Here is a 26,114-nt window from a genome sequence, read left to right as displayed (position 1 = left end):
ACTTGTAAAAGGTAGCCAAATGGCTACCTTTTTGTTTTTTATCAATGGCTAAATATGCTAACGTATAGCGGTTTTATATACAGATGAATTGAGAGCATGTTGAAACAACGTACCCTAGAACGTGTCGTGAAAGCGAGTGGTATAGGTCTGCATAGTGGACAGAAAGTCATGATTAACTTTGTGCCGCACCATGCTGACGGGGGAATCGTGTTTCGCCGTATTGACCTGAATCCACCGGTCGATATTCCGGCCGATGCCATGCTGATTCAGGAAGCCTTTATGTGCTCGAATCTGGTTCAGGACAATGCCAAAGTCGGCACCATTGAACACATTATGAGTGCGCTGGCGGGTCTGGGAATTGATAACCTGATTATCGAGGTTTCCGCCTCTGAAGTGCCAATTATGGACGGCAGTGCCGGTCCCTTCATCTATTTATTAATGCAGGGTGGTTTAAAAGAGCAGGATGCGCCAAAAAAATTCATCAAGATTTTAAAACCGGTTGAAGCGCTAATTGATGATAAACGTGCCATCTTCACCCCGCATGACGGTTTCCAGCTCAATTTCACCATCGATTTCGATCATCCCGCCTTTAAAAAAGAATATCAGTCTGCCACTATCGATTTTTCTACCGAAACCTTCGTCTATGAAGTCAGTGAAGCACGCACCTTTGGCTTTATGAAAGATCTGGATTATTTAAAAGCCAACAATCTGGCCTTGGGCGCTAGCCTGGAAAATGCCATTGGGGTCGATGACACCGGTGTGGTCAATGAAGAGGGCCTGCGTTTCTCGGATGAATTTGTTCGTCACAAAATATTAGATGCGGTGGGCGATCTGTATTTGCTCGGTCATCAAATTATTGCGAAATTTGATGGATATAAATCGGGTCATGCACTGAATAATCAGCTCTTACGGAATGTGCAAAAAGATCCAAGCAGCTATGAAATTGTAACATTTGATGACATCACTCAATGTCCAATTCCGTATGTGAGTGTGACATAAGTCATTGTCTTTCCTTGGTGATGTTATAATGTAACATCTAAAAAAGTGAACTAATTCTCGTTTTTATCGGTTTTGTATTTTTTAGATTGGCGCAATGTTACTTTTTATTGCTTGCCAAACGTAACAAAGCTTGGCTAAGCTTAGGGTCGCTCACAAAGTCAGCAGCACCGCGAAGCATTTCCTGGGTTTCTGTACTGAGTGTTCTTGAAGATTTTTCCTGTTTTGGGGGCGTTTGCAACTGCGGTTTTAACCGGACCTGAATCTTGTGTAAATCTTGAAGTTCTGCCAATTGTGATAGCTGAGCAACATACTGTTTTTGCAAATAGGCCAGTTGACTCACCATCGCCTGATTGGTGCCAGTAATGGTAAGAATCCCTTGCTGATAACAAACAACCTGCCAAAGTTCGGGTTGGGGCAACAAGGGTTGAATAATTTGAGTAAGTTTCTGCCAGGCAGCAACTTGCGTTGAGAGAAACGTTAGGTTTCCTGTTTTTATGTGTTTTCTTGTTTGGCGAAAGACGTTACAAGGCTCGGACATACATATTTCCTTCATGTTTATGTCTTAATCTTATGCGCTCCTTTCAGTGAAGATCAAGGAAGAGATCACCAAGGAACTCTGAGTAAGAACAGTTTTTATGAGGTTTTTATGCATACGCGACGTATTTTATTAGCGTTTTCTTTGGCGGCTTCTGCGGCGTCAGTGGCTTTTGCTGATCTGGTTGACTTAAACAGCCAAAATTCATCGACAGACCGTATTGAAGAATTGACCCGCACCCTGGCACAAGGGACCTATAGCGAGTCACAAGACATCAATATTCCGGCGCAAACTGAAATTAATGTCAAACTGCGTGAAAAAACGGTTGGATTAAACAACGAATCTTTAGCGAAAAAATACGGTTCAGCGTCTTCTGCGAAATCTTATAGCGCTAATCCATATAGCTGGTTAGTGGCGCATCCTTTACCAAATGCCCGTGTAAGCTCAAACTATGGCGGTCGTACCATGAATGGTCGTGCTGAACGTCATTCAGGTTTAGATTTAGCAGCGCCAAGCGGCACACCAATTTATGCCACTGGCCCGGGTATCGTAACTAAATCAGGTTGGGGTACAGGTTATGGTCAATATGTTGAAATTAACCATGGCAATGGCTATTTAACGCGTTACGCTCATGCATCACGCTTAATTGCACGTGTCGGCGACCGTGTTGCTGCAGGTGAGCATATTGCAAACGTGGGTTGTACAGGTCGTTGTACCGGTCCTCATTTACATTATGAAGTAGTAAAAGACGGCGTTCGTAAAAACCCATCAACTTACCTGGCAATGCTGCCTTAACAGCTTGCGGCTTTTGCTCAAAAGGCCTAATTTTTGAGCACGTCATGCATTAAGACCTTATAACGATTATATTATCACTCAAAAGAATATTGTCTGTATATTAAACCGCCGCTATTGGCGGTTTTTTGTTATTTTGGGTAATAAAACGTCAATAGATATTTTTTCTCGAAATACTAGTCTAAAGTCGTATTCACCGATGGCCATACCTTTAGAAAGCAGAAATATGGTACATATAAACCATATAATTAGGATTCAGGAATGACCGACTATGGCGTATTATGGTGATACCGACGCGCAGGAAACCCAAGAGTGGCAGGACGCGTTTGATTCAGTTTTGCAGCACATGGGAACCGAGCGTGCGGCATTTTTATTAGAAAAACTTTATCAACGAGCAATCGCGAAACACGTTCCCATTCAGCGTCTAAATACGCCTTATTTAAATACCATTTCAGTTGAAGAGCAACCACCAATGCCGGGTGATCAGGATATGGAGCGTCGTATCCGCGCCCTGATTCGCTGGAATGCACTGGCGATGGTGCTGCGTGCTAACAAAACGGGCGATGACCTTGGTGGTCACCTGGCCAGTTTTGCTTCTTCTGCCACCCTTTATGATGTCGGCTTTAACCATTTCTTCCGTGCCAATAGCGATAACTTTGGCGGCGACATGATCTATTATCAAGGTCACTGTGCTCCGGGTATCTATGCACGTTCTTTCCTTGAAGGTCGTCTGACTGAAGAACATTTAAATAACTTCCGCCGTGAAGTCGGCGGTAAAGGTTTGCCATCTTACCCACACCCATACCTGATGCCAGACTACTGGCAGTTCCCGACCGTATCCATGGGTCTGGGTCCGATCATGTCGATCTATCAGGCGCATATTCAAAAATACCTGATGAACCGTGGCCTGATCAAAGAAGAAGACCGTAAAGTCTGGGCTTATCTGGGCGATGGCGAGATGGACGAACCGGAAAGCCTGGGTGCAATCTCGCTGGCCGGTCGTGAAAAGCTCGACAACCTGATCTGGGTGGTGAACTGTAACCTGCAGCGTCTGGATGGCCCGGTACGTGGTAACGGTAAAATTATTCAGGAACTGGAATCACTGTTCCGCGGCGCAGGCTGGCGTGTAATTAAAGTGGTCTGGGGCCGTCATTGGGACCCGCTACTGGATAAAGATAAATCTGGCGCGCTGAAAGCAGTGATGGAAGAAGCGGTTGATGGTGACTATCAGCGTTATCAGGTGAAAGGTGGTGCTTATGCACGCGCACATTTCTTTGGTAAATATCCAGAAGCAGAAGCTTTGGTTAAAGACCTGAGCGATGAAGATATTGATAATCTGAACCGTGGTGGTCATGATCCGTACAAAGTTTTTGCTGCCTATGCAGAAGCGACCAAGGCCAAAGGTCAGCCAACCGTGATTCTGGCCAAAACCGTAAAAGGCTATGGTCTGTCTGATGAAATTGAAGCGGTGAACAAGACGCACCAAATCAAGAAAATGCAGCTGGAATCATTGAAGTACGTACGTAACCGTTTCAACCTGCCATTTACCGATGAGCAGCTGGAAGAAGTGCCATTCTATCGTCCAAGTGAAAACTCGCCTGAAATTAAATATATGAAGGCGCGTCGTGAAGCACTGGGCGGCTACTTGCCGGCACGTCGTAAAGACAGCGAATCTCTCGCGATTCCTGAGCTGTCGGTGTTTGATGCAGTGCTGAAAGGTTCAAACGGTAAAGAACAATCGACCACCATGGTGATGGTGCGCCTGATCTCTGCGCTGTTAAAAGAAAAAGCCATTAAAGACCGCGTAGTGCCAATTGTTCCAGATGAAGCGCGTACCTTCGGTCTGGAAGGCATGTTCCGTCAACTGGGTATTTATGCCGCACATGGCCAGAAATATACCCCGGAAGACCAGGAACAGTTGATGCATTACCGTGAAGCCAAAGACGGTCACATGCTGCAGGAAGGGATTAACGAAGCCGGTGCAATGAGTGCCTGGGCGGCGTTGGCGACCAGTTATTCGACCAATAACCTGCCAATGATTCCGATGTACATGTACTACTCGATGTTTGGTTTCCAGCGGATTGGCGACATTGCCTGGGCAGCCGGTGATGCACAGGCGCAAGGTTTCTTGCTCGGTGCAACCGCAGGCCGTACTACCCTGAACGGTGAAGGTTTACAGCATCAGGACGGTCACTCGCACATTCTGGCCAATACCATTCCAAACTGTGTCTCTTATGACCCATGTTTCGGTTATGAACTGGCGGTTATCGTCCATGACGGTTTACAGCGCATGTATGTCAATCAGGAACGTGTGTTCTATTACCTGACTGTGATGAACGAGAACTACGAGCATCCTGAAATGCCACAGGGCGTTGAAGAAGGCATCAAGCGTGGTATGTATCTGCTTGAAGAAGATGAGAAAGCCACGGTTCAGCTTCTTGGTTCCGGCGTGATTCTGCGTGAAGTGATTAAAGCCGCGAAAATCCTGCGTGAGGAATACCAGATTCACTCCAATGTCTACAGCGTGACCAGCTTCAACGAACTGGCGCGTGATGGTATGGCATGCGAAGAATACAACCGTCTGCATCCGCTGGCGGAAGAAGCCAAAGAGCCGTGGGTATCGAAACAGCTGCGTGGTACGGACGGTATTGTGGTATCTGCAACTGACCATATGCGTGCTTATAGCGAACAAATCCGTGCTTATTTGCCAGACAGCCGTCCGTTTGTGGCGCTGGGTACAGATGGTTATGGCCGTTCGGATACACGTGCCAACCTGCGTAGCTACTTTGGTGTCGATGCCGCGCACATTGTGGTGGCGACCTTGAAGAAACTGGCCGATGAAGGCGAAGTTGATGCGCGTCTGGTCAAAGATGCCATTTCAAGCTTTGAGCTGGATACCGACCGTCCGGTCGCGTGGGCACCACAGGCTACGCCTGAGCTGCACGCTGTGGCTGACTACAAAGAGGAGAACTAATCATGCACATTACGACTCCTGATATTGGTGTAGATAAAGCCACCGTGGCTGAAATTCTGGTCAAAGTCGGCGATAGCATCGCGGTCGATGACAGTATTGTGTTGCTGGAATCCGACAAAGCCTCTGTTGAAGTGCCAAGCACTTCAGCCGGGGTGGTGAAAAGCATTCTGGTCAATCAGGGTGATGAAGTCGCAGAAGGCGCGGTGCTGATTGAACTGGAAGCCGAAGATGGAACGTCACAAGCCGTTGAACCACAACTGGCTGATGCACCGCAAAAAACGTCTGAAAACACCCCGACCTCATTGTCTGATCAGGACATTATTGCGGAAGTGAGCAGCCATCAACCTGCGGCAGCCTCGCAAAACCAGACAGCAGCGGCTGGCAGCGCTGTAACCGTTGAAGTGAAAGTGCCGGATATTGGTGTAGAAAAAGCGCTGGTTGGTGAAATTCTGGTTCAGGTCGGCGATCAGATTGATGTCGATCAGAGCATTGTGGTGGTGGAATCGGACAAAGCCACGGTGGAAGTGCCAAGTACGGTATCGGGTACGGTGGCCTCTATTGAGATTCAGGCTGGCGATAGCGTCAAAGAAGGTGTGGTGATTCTGACCGTGGCCACGGCAGAGGCAGCACCAGCAGCTGAACAGTCGCAAGCTCAAGCCGAACAGCAACCCGCTGCTCAGGCGGCGCCTGAACCCAAAGCTGAACCAGCAGCGCCAGCTTCTGCAGCACCGGCGGGTGATGTCGAAGTGAAGGTCCCGGATTTAGGGGTTGATAAAGCCGCGGTTGCAGAAATTCTGGTTCAGGTCGGTGATACGGTCGAAAAAGATCAAAGTATTATTGTGCTGGAATCGGACAAGGCCACGGTTGAAGTGCCAAGTACCGCCGCGGGTGTAATCAAGGCGATTCATGTCGAGCTGGGCCAGAATGTGTCAGAAGGCATTGCCTTGGTGACTATTGAGGCGGAAGGTCAGACAGCGCCTGCACCGCAAGCAGCAAAAGCTGAAGCGCCAGCACAAAAAGCCGCACCTGCTGCGCCAGCCGCACAGGCCTCAAGCGCTGTACCGAGTACACATACTGCAGACAAGCTCACCAAAGAGCAAAATGCAGCGAACTCGAAAGTATATGCTGGTCCTGCAGTGCGTAAACTGGCACGTGAACTGGGTGTCATCTTGGCCGATGTCAAAGCTTCCGGTCCACATGCACGGGTTATGAAAGAAGACCTAGTGGCCTATGTGAAGTCGCGTCTGACAGCACCGCAAACTGCTCCGGCGGCCGCAGCGGTGGCAGCAGCACCATCGGGCTTGCCGAAATTGCCAAGTTTCGATGCGTTTGGTGGTGTGGAAGAGAAAGCTTTAACCCGCTTGCAGCAAGTGTCCATTCCGCAGCTGTCTTTAAACAACTACATTCCGCAAGTAACCCAGTTTGATGCAGCAGACATCACCGAACTGGAAGCATGGCGTAATGAGCTGAAAGGCAACTTCAAGAAAGACGGCATCAGCCTGACCATTATGGCCTTTATCATTAAGGCAGTGGCGTACTTGCTGAAAGAAGAGCGCGAGTTTGCCGGTCACTTGTCTGATGATGGTAAGTCCGTGCTGCTCCGTAATGAAATCCATATGGGGATTGCGGTAGCGACACCAGATGGCCTGACGGTACCGGTACTGCGTAATCCGGATCAAAAATCAATTAAGCAGATTGCAGTTGAATTGGGCGAGCTGGGCCAAAAAGCGCGTGACAAGAAACTGTCACCGAAAGACCTGCAAGGCGCCAACTTTACCATTTCCAGCCTTGGCGCAATTGGTGGTACTGCCTTTACGCCGCTGGTGAATTGGCCGCAAGTGGCAATTCTGGGGATTTCTCCAGCCACCATGCAACCGGTCTGGAATGGCGAAGGCTTTGATCCACGCTTAATGCTGCCGTTGTCGCTGTCTTATGATCACCGTGTGATTAATGGCGCAGATGCAGCCCGATTTACCAACAAGCTGACCAAGCTGCTCAAAGATATCCGGACTTTGTTAATCTAAAACTCCGCTTGGTGTTTCTCTGTGACGGAGAACACGCAAAGTTGAAAAAACCCTGCTTCGGCAGGGTTTTTGCTTTTGGTACTTGAGTTTTTTCTGTGGCCGATTACAATAACAGCACTTCATTGGGGAGTAGCCGCTTTTTACGCAAAGTAAAAAGGTGATGGTCAACATATTTGCTCAACAGGGCATGGTCATCATAGCAAAGAACCAAAATGCTTTTCTCAAGCTTTCTTTTGTTGGCAAGACCTTTGATTTATCACTCTGCAGATTTGGCTAGCAGGAGGGATAGGTCATTGGTATGTGTGCTAGCCAGAGAAATCCATCATGTATGAATTCCTGATCTCAACTGCAATTGTCGCTTTGGCCGAAATGGGTGATAAAACCCAGCTGTTGGCCCTGTTACTGGCGGCCCGCTTCCGTAAACCGCTGCCAATTCTGCTGGCGATTCTGGCCGCTACCCTGATCAATCACGGTTTATCTGCAGCCTTGGGACAATGGATTACCACCATTTTAAGTCCTGAAATTCTGCGCTGGATTCTGGCACTCGGTTTTATTGGAATGGCGATCTGGATGCTGATTCCGGATCAGCTGGATGATGAAAATGAAAGCATCAACAAATGGCAGAAATACGGAGTGTTTGGTGCCACCTTTATTCTGTTCTTCCTGGCAGAAATTGGCGATAAAACCCAGATTGCAACCGTGGCGCTGGCTGCGCGTTTTGACAGTATTTTCTGGGTGATGATTGGCACCACCTTGGGGATGATGATTGCCAATGCGCCGGCAGTATTTATCGGCAATAAAATGGCAGAGAAATTACCGGTATCCTTGATTCATAAAATTGGTGCACTGATTTTCCTGATCATCGGGGTCAGCACCTTGCTGCAATATTATTTCTTTTAAAGGCTGCTACTGATTTTGGCCCAATCTTCCTGGTTGGGCTTTTTTATGGGCTGAACCTGACCCGTGCTTCTACAAAATAGTTGAAAGTTAAATTGTATATTGATTGTAAGTTGGCGGAATACCCTTTATTTTATAGGGAATTAAAAATTTAATGTAAAGATAAGATTTTTTGGGGACAAGGTATGGCGTTCGATCGCACCACATCACAAGTATTATTTGATAATGGCACGCATAAATGTATCAGTTTCACCAGTCTGGTCAAAGGTGAGGGCGTACAGGCCAACCAGTTTCTGATTCTGGACAATGATCGTGCTGCAGTTCTGGACCCGGGTGGCGATTTGACCTATGTACCGCTAACCATGGAATTGAATAAATATACCCGCCTGACCAATCTGGACTATGTGATGGCATCACATCAGGACCCGGATATTATTACCTCAATGCCGCGCTGGCTGGTGTATACCGATGCCAAAGTGGTGGCTTCGAAATTGTGGGCGCGTTTCTTGCCGCACTTGAACTCGGCCTTTATGAGTGACCGGATGAAAGGCAACTGGCTGGAGCGTCTGATTGAACTGCCAGATCATGGCCAGGTGATTCCATTGGGACAGGCATCCATTGTCGCCATTCCTGCGCATTTTCTGCATTCGGTCGGTAATTTCCAGTTTTATGATCCGGTGGCCAAAATCCTGTTTTCCGGCGATATGGGCGCTTCAATGGTCGAAGATGCGTCCAAGCCGTTAGAAAACTTTGCCGCGCATATTCCAAAAATGAAAGCTTTCCATCAGCGTTATATGTGTGCCAATAAAGTCATCCGTTTATGGGTGAATATGGTGCGTCAAATGGATGTTGAAATGATTGTACCGCAGCATGGTACCGCGTTTGTGGGCAAGGAGCAGATCAACCAGTTCCTGGACTGGATTGAAACGCTGGAATGTGGTGTCGACCTGATGGATGAGTCGGTATTTACCTGCCCGACTTAAGCCAAAAAATCGCGTAAAAAACTGAAAAAATAACTTGAGTGTAAAAACAACATTTTTTATATTTTCTTCCCCAAAAAAACTCTTTTTTGATGACGAGAATTTTAACAATGTTGTCTCAAGTTGCTTCCTCAGATGCGTGTCTTAGCTGCGGCGCATGCTGCACCTATTTTAGAGTTTCATTTTACTGGGCAGAAGGCATTCCCATGCCTGAGCATTATACCGAACCGGTAAATGCCCTCTATTCATGCATGAAAGGGACCAATCAGGCCAATCCGCGTTGTATTGCGCTGGAGGGAACGGTCGGACAACAGGTCAGCTGCTCCATGTACGAGCAGCGCAGTTCCAGTTGCAAAGAGGTACAGATTGCCGATGAGCAGTGCAATAAGGCACGCCGTGCGCATAACCTGATTCCTTTAGTGCTGGTCGAAGCGGCCAATGATGGCCAGGACCCGGATTTTGACCGGGTCAGTTAAAGACTTCAGCATCCAGATGCTGTTATCGTAGAAAAGCAGGCCATGGCCTGCTTTTTTCATCAGCAAACTCACCCGAATTGTCAGGATGTGCGGAATAAATAATTATTTATGCAATAACAAATGAAATTTATAGCAAGATTTGTTTATAATAGCGCACGGAAATTACCAGTGAGACTGTTATGTTGACCATCGTTCAAGAAGCGCTAACCTTCGATGATGTCTTATTACTCCCTGCCTACTCAACTGTCCTCCCAAAAGATGTCTCTCTAAAGACACGTTTAACTCGCGGCATTAATCTGAATATTCCTCTTGTGTCTGCAGCCATGGATACGGTGACTGAATCCCGTATGGCCATTGCAATGGCGCAAAATGGCGGTATTGGTATCCTGCATAAAAACATGGATATCGCAGCGCAGGCGGCTGAAGTACGTCGTGTGAAAAAATTTGAAGCCGGTATGGTCAAAGACCCGATCACTGTGACCCCAGAAACCACAGTACGTGAACTGATTGCCTTAACCCAAGCCAACAACATCAGCGGTGTGCCTGTGGTGAAAGATGGCAAAGTGGTGGGCATCGTCACTGGTCGTGATACACGCTTTGAAACCAATCTGGAGCAGCCGGTCAGCAACATCATGACTGGTCAGGACCGTCTGGTGACTGTGCGTGAAGGCGAGTCAAAAGAAAATATCCAGGCATTGTTGCAACAGCACCGTATTGAAAAAGTACTGGTGGTGGGTGAGAACAATGAACTGCGTGGTTTAATTACGGTCACTGATTTCCGTAAAGCAGAACTTTATCCAAACAGCTGTAAAGATGACCTCGGTCGTTTACGCGTAGGTGCTGCAGTCGGTACCGGTGTAGAAACCCCAAGCCGTGTAGAAGCGCTGGTTGAAGCTGGTGTGGACGTGATTGTAGTCGATACTGCACACGGTCACTCTGCCGGTGTAATTGAACGCGTACGCTGGGTAAAACAGAACTATCCGCAAGTGCAGGTCATTGGTGGTAACATCGCAACGGGTGATGCTGCGCTTGCGTTATTAGATGCCGGTGCAGATGCAGTGAAAGTCGGTATTGGTCCGGGTTCTATCTGTACCACCCGTATTGTGGCCGGTATTGGTATGCCGCAAATCTCGGCGATTGACTCTGTAGCAAATGCATTAAAAGAACAGATTCCATTGATCGCGGATGGTGGTATCCGTTTCTCTGGCGATATGGCCAAAGCGATTGGCGCAGGTGCCAGCACGATTATGGTCGGTTCACTGCTGGCTGGTACTGAAGAAGCACCGGGCGAAGTTGAATTCTTCCAGGGCCGTTATTACAAGGCTTATCGTGGTATGGGTTCATTGGGTGCCATGGCGGGTGCAACCGGTTCTGCAGACCGTTACTTCCAGGACTCTAAAGCCGGTGCTGAAAAACTGGTGCCAGAAGGTATTGAAGGTCGCGTACCGTACAAAGGCCCAATGGGTAATATCGTGCATCAGATGATGGGTGGTTTACGTTCATCAATGGGTTATACCGGTTCTTCAACCATTGAAGACCTGCGTCAGAATGCCAAATTCGTGAAGATTACTGCAGCCGGTATGTCTGAATCTCACGTGCATGATGTGACCATTACCAAAGAAGCACCGAACTATCGCGTTGGTTGATTTTTGGTAATTCGCCTTATAGAAAAGCCGTCATAAATGTGACGGCTTTTTTAATTTTGGTGTAAAGTAAGCGTGTTGAAACAGGATGATGAAAATCACCATAACCCTATAAGAAGTGAGTAAGACATGAGTTATTTTGGAACCGATGGTATACGTGGCAAGTTTGGGGAGCTTCCAATTACACCAGAGTTTGCATTGAAACTAGGTTTCGCGGCAGGTAAAGTTTTAAAAAAATACAGCAAGAAAAATAAACCGATTGTGGTACTGGGCAAAGATACCCGTCTGTCAGGTTATATTCTGGAATCGGCGCTACAGGCTGGTCTGAACGCTGCCGGTATTTATGTACATTTACTGGGGCCATTGCCGACCCCCGCGATTGCACATTTAACCCGTGCCTTACATGCCAGTCTGGGCATTGTCATTTCTGCATCGCATAACCCGTATTTTGATAACGGGATTAAATTCTTCTCCAGCGAAGGCAAAAAACTGCCGGATGAACTGCAGGAAGCGATTAATCAAGAACTCGAAAATGAAATTCAGATTGAAGATAACGCCAATCTGGGTAAAAGCTTCCGCGTTAAAGACTCTGCCGGACGTTATATCGAATTCTGTAAATCGACCTTTCCTTATCATTTCGATCTGAACCATTTAAAAATTGTGGTGGACTGTGCCAATGGTGCAGCCTATAACGTTGGTCCGGCGGTATTTAAAGAGCTGGGTGCCAAGGTCATTCCGCTATATAACACCCCAGATGGTCTGAATATTAATGAAGATTGTGGTTCGACCCATCCGGAACAGTTACAGCAGGCGGTGGTAGAACATCAGGCGGATTTGGGCATTGCCTTTGATGGCGATGCTGACCGGGTAATTATGGTCGACAAAAATGGTGAGCAGATCACCGGCGATCATATTCTGTATATTCTGGCGACACAGGCTAAAAACAAACCGGCAGGTATTGCCGGAACCGTCATGAGCAATATGGCACTGGAACTGGCGTTAGAAAAAGCCGGAGTCGAGTTTGTTCGCGCCAAAGTTGGTGACCGCTATGTATTGCAGGCGCTTGAGGAAAATGGCTGGAATATCGGCGGTGAGCCATCGGGCCATGTCCTGACTCTGGATAAAAGCACCACTGGTGATGCGATTATTGCCGCATTACAGGTCTTAACCGTCATGGTAGAGCAGGGCAAAGCCCTGCATGAACTGGTTGCCGATTTTAAACTGTTCCCGCAAGTGCTGGTGAATGTACGTTTAGAGGCTATGTTTGACCCATATGCCGTGCCCGCTTTAGTGGAAGAATTTGGTAAAGCAGAAGCGCAGCTGCAAGGCCGTGGCCGTATCCTGATTCGTAAGTCAGGCACTGAACCGGTGATTCGTGTAATGGTCGAAGGGGATGACCAGCAGGAAGTGACCTTACTGGCCAACCATCTGGCTGATGCCGTGCGTCATCATGCGATTGCTGCCTAAGGGGAGTATAGATGTCTGATTTAATTAAAGACTTAAGTGAATTACGTTTAAGCTATCAAAAAGGCGAGCTGCATGAGTCAGCCGCTTTGGCTGATCCACATCAGCAGTTCTTAAACTGGTTTAATCATGCACTGGAAATCAAACTGCATGAACCCTATGCCATGTCTTTGGCCACAGCCAATGCGCAGGGCCGTCCGCATGTGCGTACCGTGCTACTACGCGGTGCAACCGAACTTGGTTATGACTTTTATACCAACTATGACAGCCAGAAAGGCACCGACTTACTGGAAAATCCTTATGCGGAATTGCTGTTTTACTGGCCGGAACTGGAACGCCAGATTCGGGTTAGCGGCCGGGTGAGTAAAATTCCGGAGGAAGAGTCGCATCTGTACTATAACAAGCGTCCACGTGACAGCCAGATTGCGGCGCATATCAGTACCCCGCAAAGTGGTGTGATTGCCAGCCGTGAAGCGTTGCAACAGCGTTTTGCACAGCTTGCTGCCCAGGTGGGTGAGCAGGATGTACTGAGCAAGCCGGAATTCTGGGGCGGTTATCGTCTGGAACCGGATTATTATGAATTTTGGCAGGGGCGCCCGAATCGTTTACATGACCGTTTAAGTTATGAAAAAACCGATGGGGCATGGACACTGCAACGACTGATGCCTTAAATGTCGAATATACAGATTAAACAACGACCTTTTCTGACACGCCCTGAAAGTTTTCAGGGCGTGACGCCGTTGATTGCCCAGATTTTGGCGCGACGTGGTGTGCAATCCGAGCAGGAACTGGAACTGAAGCTGAAACACTTGCTGGCGCCGACCATGAAAGGGCTGGATCAGGCCATTCAGCTTCTGGATCAGGCCATTGACGAGCACAAAGAGATTGTCATTGTCGGTGATTATGATGCCGATGGTGCCACTAGTACCGCCTTAATGGTACTGGCCTTGCGTGAATTGGGTGCCAAAGTGCAGTATCTGGTGCCGGACCGGTTTAAATATGGGTATGGCCTGACCCCGGCAATTGCCGATCTGGCCTTTACCCGTTTTCAGCCTGATTTATTAATTACCGTTGATAATGGTATTTCCAGTCATGCCGGCGTGGAACGGGCGCAAGCACATGGTATGCAGGTTATTATTACCGACCATCACCTGACCACCAAAGCTACACCAGCGGCGGATGCCGTCGTCAATCCGAACCAGCTCGGCTGCGAATTTCCGAGTAAAGCGCTGGCTGGCGTCGGGGTGGCATTTTATGTCTTGGCCAACCTGTCCAGCTATCGTAAAAAACAAGGCAAATCCAGTTCCAATCTGACCCAATATCTGGATCTGGTGGCCTTGGGCACCTATGCCGATGTGGCCAGTCTGGACTATAACAACCGTATTCTGGTGGATGCCGGACTGAAAAAAATCCAGCAACATCTGTGTCGGCCGGGAATTTCAGCACTGCTGGATATAGCCGGACGAGAGGCAGCCAGCCTAAAAGCCCAGGATTTAGGTTTTGTGTTGGGACCACGGATTAATGCCGCGGGCCGAATGGAAACCATGGATATTGGTATTGAATGTCTGCTGGCCAATGATGCACAAACTGCTTATCGCTTCGCTGAACAGTTAAACCAGTTAAATGTAGAGCGTCGTCAGGTTGAAGGGCAGATCAAGCAGGAAGCATTGCAGGAACTGGAAAAAATCCAGCTCGATGCTAGCGAACTGCCTGCGGCCTTAATCATGTTTGAGCCGCACTGGCATCAAGGGGTGATTGGTATTGTCGCAGGTCGGCTGAAAGAACAGTTCCATCGCCCGAGTATTGTGTTTGCGGCCGATGAAGATGGTATTCATATTAAAGGGTCGGCACGTTCCATTGATGGTATTCATATCCGTGATGCGATTGAACAGGTAGCCGAGCAGTATCCGCATCTGGTCAGCCATTTTGGCGGACATGCGGCTGCGGCCGGACTGACCATTCAAAAAGCTCATTTTCAGGAATTTAGGCAGATTTTTGAACAGCTGATTGCCAGCATGGACCCTGAGCTGTTTCAGGCCACCTTATGGACCGATGGCGAATTGCCGGTAGAGGATTTTCATTTAGAAACTGTGCATACCTTGCAGCACTTGGCGCCGTGGGGGCAGAAATTTCCACCGCCAATTTTTGAGGGGCAATTTCAGATTGTGGATTATCGTTGGCTCAAAGATGTACATCTTAAATTACGCGTGGCTTTGGAAAATGGGCAGGTGATTGATGCGATCGCGTTTGGTGCCAAAGATAAATTTGAATTTAACCCGATGCTGGATGATGTGCGTTTGGTTTATGAATTAGAGCGCAATGTGTTTAATGGCAATGTGAGTTTGCAGTTGCAGATTGTGCATTTGGAGCAGTAATCCAAATAAAAAATCCGCTCAAATTTGAGCGGATTTTTTTGCTTTTAATGTGAGGGATTAGAAGCGATATTTTGCCGCTAAGCCAAAGCTGTTGTAGTCATTGTTGAATTGTTCACCAAAGCCTACACGACCCTCTAAGCTCACTTGTGGAGTAAAGAATTTACGTGCACTCACACCAAACTCATCACGATCATTGATGTCGTTGCTGTAATAATCAACACCTACGCTTAGGGTTTTATCAATGAAGTAGTCTGCTGCTAGATTGTATTCATCTAGATCACCAAATGCAGCGCCTGCTTCTAAATTGATGTCTTTACCATTAGACAACGTGGTCACGTATTTAGCACGTAAAGTTGGATCTACACCATCATCTTCATCGGTATCCCAACCTTTCACACCTGCAGCAATTAATAAACCAGGTGCTGGCAGATAACCTACTTCTGCACCATATACAGTGGTATCAAAATCGCCACCTCTGTCAAATTTAATGTCATCACGTCCGACATTACCGCTCAAGTAAAAGTCCGAATTAGGTACAAAGTACTCTGCACCTACACCATATTGATGACGTTCATCATTACCGAGTTCGTCATATTGGTATTTGGCATTTACGTTGCTGGCACGATCAAGGAAGGCTGCTTCTGCCAAAGGCGCATTACGCGTTTGAACAGGGTTAAAGTAATAGGTACCATCTACACCAAAAGAACCACTTGTGCCGCCATGATCTGGATCAATTAATCCTGCAGAAGCACCAATTTCAGCTTGGTATGCATGTGCTGTACCTGCGACTGCGAATACAGATAAAAGTGCTGAAGCAATTGCTAGTTTTTTCATGGATCTTACCCCTCTGAAATCAGGTTGACTGTTTAATTTTTTGTTACAACTTCAGTCTAGGCCAAATAAAATTTTGGTCAATCCAGCAAAAGTTACCGCATTGTTTCAGCTGTAATATTGTGTAATTGATTAATTTTAAGATATTGATAAATAATATAAAATAATTAATGTTTTGTTTTATTAAGACTATGTAGATTTTGTGAATTTTCTAAATATTGACTATAAAACCATCAAATATGTGTCAGATCTCCTTCAACGCTAGAGTAAATGGAAATTGTAGATCTAAATATTTCAGGCAAATTTAAGCTGAATATGCGTAGGGATTGGCTGGCTATTTATGTCTAGAAAAGTTGTGCTGGAAATAGCTGCAGGGTGGCAATGCCTGAACAGGTCTGTGCTACAATTATTGGTTATTGAGCTTCATTGTTAATTGAGAGAATTTACGTGGAAATTAATCCTTATCTAAACCAATTAAAAGACTTGAACGAACGTGGTCAAACACTACGGGGGTATCTTTGACTACGATCTTAAAAAAGAGCGTTTAGAAGAAGTTCTCCGTGAATTGGAAGACCCTGCCATTTGGAATGACCAGAACCGCGCCCAAGCCATGGCCAAAGAAAAAGGCGAGCTTGAGAACGTCCTGAATGTATTAGACGGTCTGGCAACACAGCTCGAAGATGCGCAGGCAATGCTGGATCTGGCGGTGGAAGCCGATGAAGAAGCCATGCTGGAAGATGTGCAGGCCGAATTGAGCGCCGCTGAAGAAGAGCTGGCAAAACTTGAATTCCGCCGGATGTTTAACAATCCAATGGACCCGAATCCGTGCTATGTCGAAATTCAGGCCGGTTCTGGCGGTACCGAAGCACAAGACTGGGCTTCAATGCTACTGCGTATGTATATGCGCTGGATTGAGCGTCATGGCTTTAAGGCCGAGCTGATGGAAGAATCAGACGGTGATGTGGCCGGGATTAAATCTGCGACTATTCGTGTAGAAGGCGAGTATGCTTATGGCTGGTTGCGGACTGAATCGGGTGTCCATCGTTTGGTGCGTAAGTCACCATTTGACTCGGGTAACCGCCGTCATACGTCATTCTCTGCAGTGTTCGTTTCACCTGAAGTAGATGACAATATTGAAATTGAAATCAATCCGTCAGATGTCCGTACCGATACCTATCGTGCTTCAGGTGCGGGTGGTCAGCACATTAACAAAACTGACTCTGCCGTGCGTTTAACCCACATTCCAACCGGTATTGTGGTGGCCTGTCAGAACCAGCGTTCACAACATGCCAACCGTGACCATGCCTGGAAACAGTTACGTGCCAAACTCTATGAACTGGAGATGAACAAACGTAACGAAGCTGCGCAAGCGCTTGAAGATTCCAAGTCAGATATCGGCTGGGGCAGCCAGATCCGTTCTTATGTATTGGATGACTCGCGGATTAAAGACCTGCGTACCGGTGTCGAAAACTCCAACACAGGTGCAGTGCTGGACGGTGATCTGGACAAATTTATTGAAGCGAGCTTAAAGCAGGGGCTTTAAGCCGCTGGCAATAAGAAAGTATCAACAACAAGGCACTAGCAGTGTAAAACTAATATATCTAAAAAAATCGATATATAAATCGAAAAAATACGATATATTGGATAAGAACACTGAATAGTGCTTTGTTGCGTTCCTTGAACACAGCCTGATGCGACGTGCCTGAATTATGGATATTGATTTAATTTTTAAAGCCTTAGCCAATCCGACGCGCCGACAAATCTTGCTCTGGTTAAAACATCCGGAACAGTTTTTGTCAGAAGAGCAGTGCGGCGGCTTTCAACGTGGCGTCTGTGCCGGCAATATCGAAAAACTCGGTAAGGTGTCGCAGTCAACCATGTCCAATCATTTATCTGTGTTACAGCAGGCCGGTTTAATTCAGGCTGAAAAACATGGTCAATGGTCCTATTTCTCCCGCAACGAAGCCCTGATTCAGCAATATATTGAATTTTTAGAAAGCTCACTCTAAGACAAAACAGCATCTGTTTGGTCGCGTGCAGCTACAGAGGCATCTATGGCAGAACTGAATACTCCCTTAACCCTGGGTCAACTCCAGTTAAAAAATCGTGTGGTGATGGCACCCTTAACCCGTAGTCGGGCTACGGATGATCGCGTTCCGACGGCATTAATGGCGGAATATTATGCCCAGCGTGCCAGCGCCGGTCTGATTATTTCTGAAGCCACAGTCATTTCTGAAGAAGCCAATGGCTATTTAAATACTCCGGGCCTGTTTAGCGATGCTCAGGTTGAAGGCTGGAAGCGGGTCACCCATGCAGTGCATGAGCGCGGCAGTTTAATTGTGGCGCAGTTATGGCATGTGGGCCGGGTGTCGCATCCCGATTTACTTCAAGGCGAAACGCCGGTGTCTGCCAGCGCTGTGCAACAGGCTGGTCATGTCAGCTTGCTGCGTCCAAAACGTCCTTATGTGCTGCCACGTCCGCTAGAAATTGCTGAAATTCACGTGATTACCGAGCAATATAAACAGGCAGCGATACGTGCCAAAGACGCCGGTTTTGACGGGGTAGAACTGCACGCGGCCAATGGCTATTTAATTGACCAGTTCCTGCAAAGCAAGACCAACCAGCGTGAAGATCAGTATGGCGGTTCAGTTGAAAACCGTGCCCGTTTCTTGCTGGAAGTGGTGGATGCCTTGATTGAGGTCTGGGGTGCCGGTCGTGTGGGTGTACACCTTGCACCGCGCGGTGATGAGCATGATATGGGCGATGATGATCCACGTGAAACATTTGGCTATGTGATGCAGGAATTGGGTAAACGTCAGATCGCGTTTTTCTTTACCCGTGAATATTTGGCAGAAGACAGTATTTCCGAGTATATGAAACAGCGTTCAGGTGGTGTTCCCTACATTGCCAATATGCGTTTAAGCCGTGCCGATGCGATTGCACTGCTGGCTTCAGGCAAAGCCGATGCCGTGTCTTTTGGTAAGGCTTATATTGCCAACCCGGATTTATATGAACGTCTGCTGGATGATGCACCGCTAAATGATTTGCAGCTGGAAACCATGATTGGGGTGCAGGGTGCAGCAGGCTATACCGATTATCCAACTCTGGCTGAAAGCGTGGTGAATGCCGACTAAAGCAGCCGCGTTGTTGCTTTGCTTTTTTATTTGGAGCCATATCCATTAACATGCGGATAGGGCTCTGTTATATTCTCAGGGCAAAAAATCAGTTTGAGGCATCTCTTTGGCTACTCCGTTTTGGTATAACGCAGCGTTATCTGTTCTAAAACCGTTGTATCGGTCGCGTATTAAAAAGCGGGCCGAGAGTGAAGCGCAGTATCAGCAGGAAATTGTAGAGCGTTTCGGGCCATTTCAGCCGCCGAAAAATCTGCAGGCGATCTGGTTTCATGTGGTCTCGGTGGGAGAAACCAACGCGGCCCAGCCTTTAATTGAACATTATTTAAAAGCCGGTCATCCGGTGCTGGTCACCAACACCACCAAAACCGGACAGGCACGCGCTAAATCTCTCTTTCTGAAAGCACCGCATGAGGCGCTGTTTCAGGCAGTGTATTTGCCAGCCGACCAGAAACATCTGATTCGGGATTTTTATCAGAAATATCAGCCGAAATTATTGCTGTTAATGGAAACCGAGCTGTGGCCGAACCTGATTGATCAGGCCCAAAACTTCCATGTGCCGTGCCTGTTGCTGAATGCGCGTCTGTCCGAAAAATCGGCCAAAGGCTATGCCAAAGTCTCCGGCCTGACCCGGGCGATGTTGCAGGGTTTGACGCAGCTGTTGGTGCAAGATCAGGCCTCACATAGCCGCTTTGTAGCACTGGGTGCAGTTGCTGAACAGACTCAGGTGGTGGGTAGTATCAAGTTTGATATTAGTGCGCCGCCGGCCTTTATTGAACAGGCCAACATGTTGCAGCAGGACTGGCAGCTGGCAGGCCGTAAAGTGATCACACTGGCCAGCACCCATGCTCCAGAAGAAAAAGATGTGCTGGCCGCGTTAAAACCAGCCCTGATGGCAGATCCGGCGCTGGTCTGTATTGTGGTGCCGCGCCATCCGGAACGTTTTGATGAGGTCTTTCACGCGGCACAGGCTTTGGGTTTGCGCACCCAACGCCGTAGCCTGGGACAGAAAATTGAAGCGGATACCCAGATTTATCTGGCAGATTCAATGGGTGAGATGTGGCTATGGTATGCACTTAGCCAAGCTTGTTATGTCGGCGGTTCTTTAAATGAACCGGGCGGTGGACACAATATTCTGGAGCCGATTGCGCTGCATGTGCCGACCATTCTGGGCAAGAATTATTTTAATTTTCAGACCATTGTTGATGAGTTTCTCGACGCTCAAGCGGTGGTGGTGGTAGAGAATGCTGAACAAGCGGCACAGACCATGCTGGAGATCTTATCGGATTCCTCCAAAGCACTGACTTTAAATACTGCAGCACAAAAGATTATGCGGCAGAATCAGGGTTCACTGGCAAAGCATATTTCGGTGATTGATCAATATCTTTGATGATATTCTGATGGGTAAAGAAGCTGATTTTCATGGATTTACGAGATCAGATTAAAACTGAGCCTTCTCTTTATCGATTTAATGCCAGGAACTCTTCTTCTTTTACTTTAGTTTGGAAAAAGGAGTCCTGCCTCGGACCGTTGTGGATGACGTTTCCGCCTATCCAGTGATGGATTTGTTGAGTTATTTTTTTTATGAATATTGTCCTTCTTGATCCTCGCCAAACTGAATCTGAACTGTGGTCGATTAGTTCAACGCGGCAGTTAGCGCATTTGCAACAGCATCTGGATATTCAGGTTGGTGATACACTGAAAGTTGGGATTCGTGAAGGCAAACGGTATCTCACGGAAATTATCGAAATTACAGACAAAACAGTTCGTCTAAAACCGTTAAAAGAAGAAGCTGTGCCAGCAAAATTGCCAGTGACGTTAATTGTGGCTTTACCACGTCCGAAAGTGCTGCGCCGTTTAATTATGGATGCAGTCACGGTCGGGGTGGAAAAAATTATCCTGATCCATAGCTATCGGGTCGATAAAAGCTACTGGCAGACGCCATTTTTACAGCAGCTGGAGCATTATATTGAACTGGGGCTGGAGCAGGCTGGCGATACCATTGCACCAAAAGTTGAACTGTACAAACGCTTTAAACCCTTTGTTGAAGATGTTTTACCGGGTCTGATTAGCGCCGATTGTCCTGCCTATGTGGCACATCCCTATGCAGAGATGCGCATGCCTGCCGCGATTCAGCATCCCTGTAGCATTGTGATTGGGCCGGAAGGTGGTTTTATTCCTTATGAGGTCGATCTTTTGATACACAACGGCTGCCAGGCGGTGAGTCTGGGCAACCGGATTATCCGCACGGAAACCGTGATTCCGTATGTGCTGGGACGTTTATTTAGCCTCTGAGCTGTCTGCCACCGATGGATCACCGCGATAGACTTTCACTTCCTGCACCGGGTAAGGAATGGAAATGCCCTGTTCGGCAAAGCTTTGAATGACTTCTTCCTGAATTTTACTGATAGATGCCGCGCTATTGGTTTCGCTGGTATTAATCCACCATTGCACGCGTAAATTGACCGAGAAATTGGCCAGCGCATCGACATTAACGCTAAATTCCGGCTGGGTCAGAATGGTCGGGTCACGTTTCAGAATGCACATCACCAGATCTTTGGCTTTCTGAATGTCATCTTCATAGCCAATGCCGACCACAAATTCGCAGCGGCGGCGTGGAAAGGCAGTATTGACGGTAATGGCGCTGGTATAGACCGTGGCATTGGGAATTACAATGCGGCGACCATCAGCTGAGCGTAAAAAGGTGGCGCGAATCTGGATATCTTCGACCGTACCTTCCAGTCCATTCACCAGAATGCTGTCGCCAATCTTAAAGGGCTCACCCAGTAAAATCAGCACGCCGGAAAGCAGGTTCTGGAAAATATCCTTAAAGGCAAAGCCAATGGCAACCGAACCAATCCCGAGGGCGCTCATCAGCTGGCCCGGGGTAAAGCCGGGAATGGCAATCACCAGACCAATTAAGAACCCGAAGAAGATAATCACCGAACTGCCGACCCGGTTCAGTACCAGCACCAGATTCTGCCGGGTATAACTGCGGTTGGATAAGGTTTTTTTCACAAAAAACTTAAACAGCTGGGCAATCAGCCAGAAAATCAGAATCACGCCAAGCGCGATCAGGAAATAGGGCACACGCTCCCAGAACCCTTCCATGATTTTATCAATAGCAGAATAGGCATCATTGTATTTATGGGTATGTTCAATGACTTTCTGGGTGGTTTTTTCCGTGGCCTGTTGAATCAGCTCGGAAGTTTCTTGGGTGACTTCGCCCAGTTGGGTTTTTTCTTCGGCCACGAATCTGCCAGTCCTCAGCAATAAAATCGTATTTTGCCTGAAATCCGCCCGGATTTTAATAAACATTCTGCAAGCGCGCTGCCGATTTTTGCAAAGTACACTGCGGTTTTGGCTACAAGCGGGTGGTTTTTATAGATAAAGCTACCGCTTTTATACTGAAAAGTACGGCAAAGACATTGAATCTGCTGGTGTATCTGTGCTTAAAATTAAATCAATCGCTACGACCAAAGCATGATTGTGGTGGAGAAAAAATAAGCGTCATACTGCTGATATGCAGAAATAAAAAATCAAGAATGTGGCATACATCTCGTGATGAGATGAGAGAAGATCAAGGAAGTATAATATGAATGAGATCTATCCTGTACCCGAAGAGTTTAAGAAAACTGCGCGTACCAACGAGGCAGAATATTTCGAACGTTATCAGCAATCCATTGAACAACCCGACGAGTTCTGGGCCGAGCAGGCCAAGCGTCTGGACTGGATTAAACCGTTTACCCAGGTCAAAAATACCAATTTTGATCCGGACAATTTCAAGATTGAATGGTTTGCCGATGGCCAGCTCAATGTCAGTGCCAACTGTCTGGACCGGCATTTAAAAGAACATCCTTATAAACCGGCAATTATCTGGGAAGGTGACCATCCTTCACGGCATAAAATTATTTCCTACCGTGAGCTGTACGATGAAACCTGCCGCTTTGCCAATGTGCTGAAGAAAAATGGCGTCACCAAAGGCGACCGCGTAGTGCTGTATATGCCAATGGTGTCCGAGGCTGCCATTGCCATGCTGGCCTGTGCCCGGATTGGCGCGGTGCATTGTGTGGTGTTTGGTGGATTCTCTCCAGATTCGCTGGCCAGCCGGATTGAAGACAGTCAGGCCAAACTGGTGATTACCGCAGATTCGGCCATGCGCGGCGGCAAGCCGATTTATTTAAAGGCCAATGTCGATCAGGCCCTTACTGTGGCCGGTACCGAGTCGGTGCAAAACGTGATTGTGGTCCACCGGACCGGTAACCCGATTGAAATGAAAGCCGGGCGTGACCTGTGGTATCACATGGAAATCATGACGGTCAATGAAATTTGCCCGCCTGAGCCAATGAATGCCGAAGACCCGTTATTTATTTTATATACTTCCGGCTCGACCGGTAAGCCGAAAGGGGTGCTGCACACCACCGGCGGTTATCTGACTTATGTCAACAGTACCTTCCGTGAAGTGTTTGATATTAAACAGGATGATGTGTTCTGGTGTACCGCCGATGTCGGCTGGGTGACCGGGCACTCCTATGTAATTTACGGGCCATTATCGAATGGCACCACCACAGTGATGTTTGAAGGGGTGCCGCAATATCCGACCTGGGCGCGCACCGGGCATTTGATTGATAAACACAACGTCACGATTTTATATACCGCACCCACTGCGATTCGCGCCATGATGCGTGAAGGCGACAGCTTTGTACGGGAAAGTGACCGCAGCAGTCTACGTCTGCTTGGTTCGGTTGGTGAACCGATTAACCCGGAAGCCTGGAACTGGTACTACACCGTGGTTGGTGAAAGCCGCTGCCCAATTGTGGATACCTGGTGGCAAACCGAAACCGGCGGGATTCTGATGTCGCCGCTGCCGGGCGCAACGCCACTGAAACCGGGCTCGGCCACGCGTCCGCTGTTTGGGGTACAACCGGCCCTGGTCGATGCTGAAGGTAATGAGCTGGAAGGTGAAGCCGAAGGTAACCTGATTATCAAGGATTCCTGGCCAGGGCAAATGCGCACCATCTGGGGCGATCCGGCTCGCTTTATTGAAGCCTATTTTGCCACCTATCCGGGCAGTTACTTTACCGGAGATGGCGCGCGCCGCGATAAAGATGGCTATTACTGGATTACCGGCCGGGTCGATGATGTCCTGAATATTTCCGGACACCGCCTAGGCACGGCTGAAATTGAAAGTGCGCTGGTGGCACATGATGCGGTGGCCGAAGCCGCGGTGGTGGGCATGCCGCATGATATTAAAGGTCAGGGCATTTGTACCTTTGTTACCTTGCAAGCCGGCGTGACAGAAAGTGATGAGCTGCGTACCGAACTGGTCAACTGGGTCCGGAAAAATCTGGGACCGGTGGCCACTCCAGATGCGCTGCATTGGGCACCGGCCTTACCAAAAACCCGTTCCGGTAAAATCATGCGCCGGATCTTGAGAAAAATTGCCGCCAATGAGCTGGATAGTCTGGGCGATACTTCGACCCTGGCGGAACCGCAAGTGGTGGATCAGCTGATTGCCACGGTGCAAGCCAGCCGTTAAAAAATAAATATTAAAATACCGCCTCTCGCAGGCGGTATTTTTATGCTGAAAGCCGTGTAGCATAGATAGACCAGAAGCGAGCACAACAGCCCGCTCCACCCACAGTATTACGATTGATCAAGGATATGATTTTCAGATGAACCCGACTACGGCCACTGTTTTAGACCCGCTTGAAATTGCCCGGCAACTGGCCCGCCAGTTTGCCCAGACCGCTGCTGAACGTGACCGGCAGGGCGGTAATCCCAAAGCAGAGCGTGATCTGATTCGCCGTAGCGGTTTGCTGAGTTTATCAATTCCGACAGAATATGGCGGGCAGGGTGCCGCCTGGTCGACTATATTTAAAACGGTCCAGATTTTGGCACAAGCGGACAGCTCCTTGGCGCATGTCTATGCATTTCATCATTTACTGATTGCCACCGTGCAGCTGTTCGCCCAGCCCGCACAATATCAGCACTGGTTGCAACAGACAGTTCAGCAGCAGCTGTTTTGGGGCAATGCCCTGAATCCGCTGGATCGGCGTACCACGGTCACACCGGTTGCAGATTCTGAATATCTGTTTCAGGGCGATAAAAGCTTCTGCTCCGGTTCGGTCGATTCAGACCTGTTGCTCTGTTCCGGTTATGATGCGACCGGCAGGCTTTTGATTGCGGTGATTCCGAGTACCCGGAGTGGTGTCCATTTTCTGGGTGACTGGCACAATATGGGACAGCGCCAGACCGATAGCGGCACGACCCATTTTGAACAGGTGCGTGTTCATCAACATGAATTGCTGCTGAATCCCGGACCGCTAAGTACGCCTTATGCCAGTTTGCGGCCGCTAATTGCACAACTGATTTTTGTGCATCTGTTTTTGGGTGTGGCCGAAGGGGCATTTGAAACAGCGATTCAGAGAGTGCAAGGTCAAAAAGCCTGGTCCAAATCTCGGGTCGAGCAGGCGGTGGATGACCCGTTTATTCAACGGCATTGCGCCGAGTTTTATCTGCAGCTAGAAAGTGTCCGGCTTTTGGCAGATAAAGCCGTGCAGAGTGTGCAGCAGGCTTGGCGCATCGGACCGGAACTCACGGCTGAACAGCGCGGTGAAGTAGCGGTGGCCATTGCTACGGCCAAAATTGCCTCGACCAATACCTCTTTATATATTACCGAGCAGATGTTTCAGGTAATGGGCGCACGGGCCACCACCGCCCAGCTGAATCTGGACCGTTTCTGGCGCAATGTGCGTACTCAGACCCTGCATGATCCGGTAGATTATAAATATCAGGAACTGGGCGAATGGGTGCTGACTGGCAAAGTGCCAGATCTCAGTTTTTATTCTTAGGACTAAAACCGCTTCATTCTCATTTCATTGAGTCAGATAAAATGAAAAAATCCCTCAAGCCGAGTCTTGAGGGAAAAATAAGGGGCCTGTTGTTGTGTTTATTTGATCCGGCATTGCAGCGATGTTTCGCTGCAAGCCT

21 protein-coding genes and 1 riboswitch are annotated in these 26,114 nt (G+C 48.1%); of the genes, 18 read left to right on the top strand and 3 right to left on the bottom strand.

The window, feature by feature from the left end:
* The first annotated feature begins 96 nt into the window (after positions 1-96).
* Positions 97-999: a UDP-3-O-acyl-N-acetylglucosamine deacetylase gene (gene lpxC, locus GA693_RS11450; protein WP_104513188.1), complete on the top strand. Its 903-nt coding sequence runs from the start codon at positions 97-99 to the stop codon at positions 997-999.
* A gap of 97 nt (positions 1,000-1,096) precedes the next feature.
* Here lpxC and GA693_RS11445 read toward each other — a convergent pair whose 3' ends face one another.
* Complete coding sequence (locus tag GA693_RS11445) at positions 1,097-1,537, bottom strand: DUF721 domain-containing protein (protein ID WP_016658741.1); 441 nt, start codon at positions 1,535-1,537, stop codon at positions 1,097-1,099.
* Positions 1,538-1,645: 108 nt separating this feature from the next.
* Here GA693_RS11445 and GA693_RS11440 point away from each other — a divergent pair, with 108 nt between their 5' ends.
* The 10 genes from GA693_RS11440 (at position 1,646) to recJ (ending at position 15,159) form a co-directional block, all read left to right on the top strand.
* The gene (locus GA693_RS11440) at positions 1,646-2,329 is read left to right on the top strand and encodes a M23 family metallopeptidase (protein WP_160240854.1); all 684 of its coding nucleotides are present in this window, start codon (positions 1,646-1,648) and stop codon (positions 2,327-2,329) included.
* A gap of 268 nt (positions 2,330-2,597) precedes the next feature.
* The gene (gene aceE, locus GA693_RS11435) at positions 2,598-5,300 is read left to right on the top strand and encodes a pyruvate dehydrogenase (acetyl-transferring), homodimeric type (RefSeq protein WP_104513189.1); all 2,703 of its coding nucleotides are present in this window, start codon (positions 2,598-2,600) and stop codon (positions 5,298-5,300) included.
* A 2-nt stretch (positions 5,301-5,302) separates the two neighbouring features.
* Positions 5,303-7,324: a 2-oxo acid dehydrogenase subunit E2 gene (locus GA693_RS11430; protein ID WP_160240856.1), complete on the top strand. Its 2,022-nt coding sequence runs from the start codon at positions 5,303-5,305 to the stop codon at positions 7,322-7,324.
* Positions 7,325-7,436: 112 nt separating this feature from the next.
* Positions 7,437-7,578, top strand: a riboswitch (yybP-ykoY riboswitch).
* 70 nt (positions 7,579-7,648) lie between these two features.
* The gene (locus GA693_RS11425; protein WP_016658743.1) at positions 7,649-8,224 is read left to right on the top strand and encodes a TMEM165/GDT1 family protein; all 576 of its coding nucleotides are present in this window, start codon (positions 7,649-7,651) and stop codon (positions 8,222-8,224) included.
* Positions 8,225-8,406: 182 nt separating this feature from the next.
* Entirely contained in the window at positions 8,407-9,204 is a 798-nt protein-coding gene (locus GA693_RS11420) for an oxygen-binding di-iron domain-containing protein (protein ID WP_005180798.1), read from the top strand.
* Between the two features lie 107 nt (positions 9,205-9,311).
* Positions 9,312-9,677 (top strand): YkgJ family cysteine cluster protein, encoded by a 366-nt coding sequence (locus GA693_RS11415; RefSeq protein ID WP_075167288.1) that lies wholly within the window; start codon positions 9,312-9,314, stop codon positions 9,675-9,677.
* A gap of 179 nt (positions 9,678-9,856) precedes the next feature.
* On the top strand, positions 9,857-11,323 hold the full coding sequence (gene guaB, locus GA693_RS11410) for an IMP dehydrogenase (RefSeq protein ID WP_005180795.1): 1,467 nt from the start codon (positions 9,857-9,859) through the stop codon (positions 11,321-11,323).
* A 126-nt stretch (positions 11,324-11,449) separates the two neighbouring features.
* Positions 11,450-12,787 carry a phosphoglucosamine mutase gene (gene glmM / locus GA693_RS11405; RefSeq protein WP_045796225.1) on the top strand — a complete coding sequence of 446 codons (1,338 nt, stop codon included), beginning with the start codon at positions 11,450-11,452 and terminating at the stop codon, positions 12,785-12,787.
* A gap of 11 nt (positions 12,788-12,798) precedes the next feature.
* Complete coding sequence (gene pdxH / locus GA693_RS11400; protein ID WP_005180791.1) at positions 12,799-13,455, top strand: pyridoxamine 5'-phosphate oxidase; 657 nt, start codon at positions 12,799-12,801, stop codon at positions 13,453-13,455.
* Positions 13,456-15,159: a single-stranded-DNA-specific exonuclease RecJ gene (recJ, locus tag GA693_RS11395; RefSeq protein WP_160240858.1), complete on the top strand. Its 1,704-nt coding sequence runs from the start codon at positions 13,456-13,458 to the stop codon at positions 15,157-15,159.
* A gap of 57 nt (positions 15,160-15,216) precedes the next feature.
* Here the strand turns inward: recJ and GA693_RS11390 are convergent, their stop codons facing one another.
* The gene (locus tag GA693_RS11390; protein ID WP_160240860.1) at positions 15,217-15,993 is read right to left on the bottom strand and encodes a putative porin; all 777 of its coding nucleotides are present in this window, start codon (positions 15,991-15,993) and stop codon (positions 15,217-15,219) included.
* A 444-nt stretch (positions 15,994-16,437) separates the two neighbouring features.
* On the opposite strand from GA693_RS11390, the gene prfB reads away from it, so the two are divergent.
* From prfB to GA693_RS11365, 5 genes are all read left to right on the top strand, one after another.
* Positions 16,438-17,533, top strand: a protein-coding gene (gene prfB / locus GA693_RS11385; RefSeq protein ID WP_104470758.1) for a peptide chain release factor 2 whose coding sequence is annotated in 2 segments (ribosomal slippage) — positions 16,438-16,509 and positions 16,511-17,533 — 1,095 coding nt in all. Because the reading frame shifts where the segments join, the coding sequence is not laid out codon by codon here.
* A 166-nt stretch (positions 17,534-17,699) separates the two neighbouring features.
* On the top strand, positions 17,700-17,999 hold the full coding sequence (locus tag GA693_RS11380) for an ArsR/SmtB family transcription factor (RefSeq protein ID WP_104489264.1): 300 nt from the start codon (positions 17,700-17,702) through the stop codon (positions 17,997-17,999).
* A 45-nt stretch (positions 18,000-18,044) separates the two neighbouring features.
* Positions 18,045-19,124 carry an alkene reductase gene (locus tag GA693_RS11375; RefSeq protein ID WP_160240862.1) on the top strand — a complete coding sequence of 360 codons (1,080 nt, stop codon included), beginning with the start codon at positions 18,045-18,047 and terminating at the stop codon, positions 19,122-19,124.
* A 106-nt stretch (positions 19,125-19,230) separates the two neighbouring features.
* Complete coding sequence (locus tag GA693_RS11370) at positions 19,231-20,511, top strand: 3-deoxy-D-manno-octulosonic acid transferase (protein WP_160240864.1); 1,281 nt, start codon at positions 19,231-19,233, stop codon at positions 20,509-20,511.
* A 194-nt stretch (positions 20,512-20,705) separates the two neighbouring features.
* Positions 20,706-21,416 carry a 16S rRNA (uracil(1498)-N(3))-methyltransferase gene (locus GA693_RS11365; protein WP_104470770.1) on the top strand — a complete coding sequence of 237 codons (711 nt, stop codon included), beginning with the start codon at positions 20,706-20,708 and terminating at the stop codon, positions 21,414-21,416.
* Here GA693_RS11365 and GA693_RS11360 read toward each other — a convergent pair.
* Complete coding sequence (locus GA693_RS11360; protein WP_075167295.1) at positions 21,402-22,373, bottom strand: mechanosensitive ion channel family protein; 972 nt, start codon at positions 22,371-22,373, stop codon at positions 21,402-21,404. The two genes, GA693_RS11365 and GA693_RS11360, sit on opposite strands and share 15 nt — an antisense overlap.
* 343 nt (positions 22,374-22,716) lie before the next feature.
* On the opposite strand from GA693_RS11360, the gene acs reads away from it, so the two are divergent.
* Both acs and GA693_RS11350 read left to right on the top strand, forming a co-directional pair.
* Positions 22,717-24,660, top strand: a complete 1,944-nt coding sequence (acs, locus tag GA693_RS11355; RefSeq protein ID WP_104483887.1) for an acetate--CoA ligase — start codon at positions 22,717-22,719, stop codon at positions 24,658-24,660.
* Positions 24,661-24,796: 136 nt separating this feature from the next.
* Positions 24,797-25,975 (top strand): acyl-CoA dehydrogenase family protein, encoded by a 1,179-nt coding sequence (locus tag GA693_RS11350; RefSeq protein ID WP_160240865.1) that lies wholly within the window; start codon positions 24,797-24,799, stop codon positions 25,973-25,975.
* The last annotated feature ends 139 nt before the right edge of the window (positions 25,976-26,114 follow it).

Source organism: Acinetobacter indicus, assembly GCF_009914475.1.
Classification (GTDB): domain Bacteria; phylum Pseudomonadota; class Gammaproteobacteria; order Pseudomonadales; family Moraxellaceae; genus Acinetobacter; species Acinetobacter indicus.
The sequence above is the reverse complement of the archived record's forward strand: the minus strand, read 5'-3'. Positions and strand labels throughout refer to the sequence as shown.

Bases quoted from the DNA above. Each gene is read 5' to 3' on its own strand.
- lpxC (WP_104513188.1), top strand. From the start codon at position 97: ATGTTGAAACAACGTACCCTAGAACGTGTCGTGAAAGCGAGTGGTATA.
- GA693_RS11445 (WP_016658741.1), bottom strand. From the start codon at position 1,537: ATGTCCGAGCCTTGTAACGTCTTTCGCCAAACAAGAAAACACATAAAA.
- GA693_RS11440 (WP_160240854.1), top strand. From the start codon at position 1,646: ATGCATACGCGACGTATTTTATTAGCGTTTTCTTTGGCGGCTTCTGCG.
- aceE (WP_104513189.1), top strand. From the start codon at position 2,598: ATGGCGTATTATGGTGATACCGACGCGCAGGAAACCCAAGAGTGGCAG.
- GA693_RS11430 (WP_160240856.1), top strand. From the start codon at position 5,303: ATGCACATTACGACTCCTGATATTGGTGTAGATAAAGCCACCGTGGCT.
- GA693_RS11425 (WP_016658743.1), top strand. From the start codon at position 7,649: ATGTATGAATTCCTGATCTCAACTGCAATTGTCGCTTTGGCCGAAATG.
- GA693_RS11420 (WP_005180798.1), top strand. From the start codon at position 8,407: ATGGCGTTCGATCGCACCACATCACAAGTATTATTTGATAATGGCACG.
- GA693_RS11415 (WP_075167288.1), top strand. From the start codon at position 9,312: ATGTTGTCTCAAGTTGCTTCCTCAGATGCGTGTCTTAGCTGCGGCGCA.
- guaB (WP_005180795.1), top strand. From the start codon at position 9,857: ATGTTGACCATCGTTCAAGAAGCGCTAACCTTCGATGATGTCTTATTA.
- glmM (WP_045796225.1), top strand. From the start codon at position 11,450: ATGAGTTATTTTGGAACCGATGGTATACGTGGCAAGTTTGGGGAGCTT.
- pdxH (WP_005180791.1), top strand. From the start codon at position 12,799: ATGTCTGATTTAATTAAAGACTTAAGTGAATTACGTTTAAGCTATCAA.
- recJ (WP_160240858.1), top strand. From the start codon at position 13,456: ATGTCGAATATACAGATTAAACAACGACCTTTTCTGACACGCCCTGAA.
- GA693_RS11390 (WP_160240860.1), bottom strand. From the start codon at position 15,993: ATGAAAAAACTAGCAATTGCTTCAGCACTTTTATCTGTATTCGCAGTC.
- GA693_RS11380 (WP_104489264.1), top strand. From the start codon at position 17,700: ATGGATATTGATTTAATTTTTAAAGCCTTAGCCAATCCGACGCGCCGA.
- GA693_RS11375 (WP_160240862.1), top strand. From the start codon at position 18,045: ATGGCAGAACTGAATACTCCCTTAACCCTGGGTCAACTCCAGTTAAAA.
- GA693_RS11365 (WP_104470770.1), top strand. From the start codon at position 20,706: ATGAATATTGTCCTTCTTGATCCTCGCCAAACTGAATCTGAACTGTGG.
- acs (WP_104483887.1), top strand. From the start codon at position 22,717: ATGAATGAGATCTATCCTGTACCCGAAGAGTTTAAGAAAACTGCGCGT.
- GA693_RS11350 (WP_160240865.1), top strand. From the start codon at position 24,797: ATGAACCCGACTACGGCCACTGTTTTAGACCCGCTTGAAATTGCCCGG.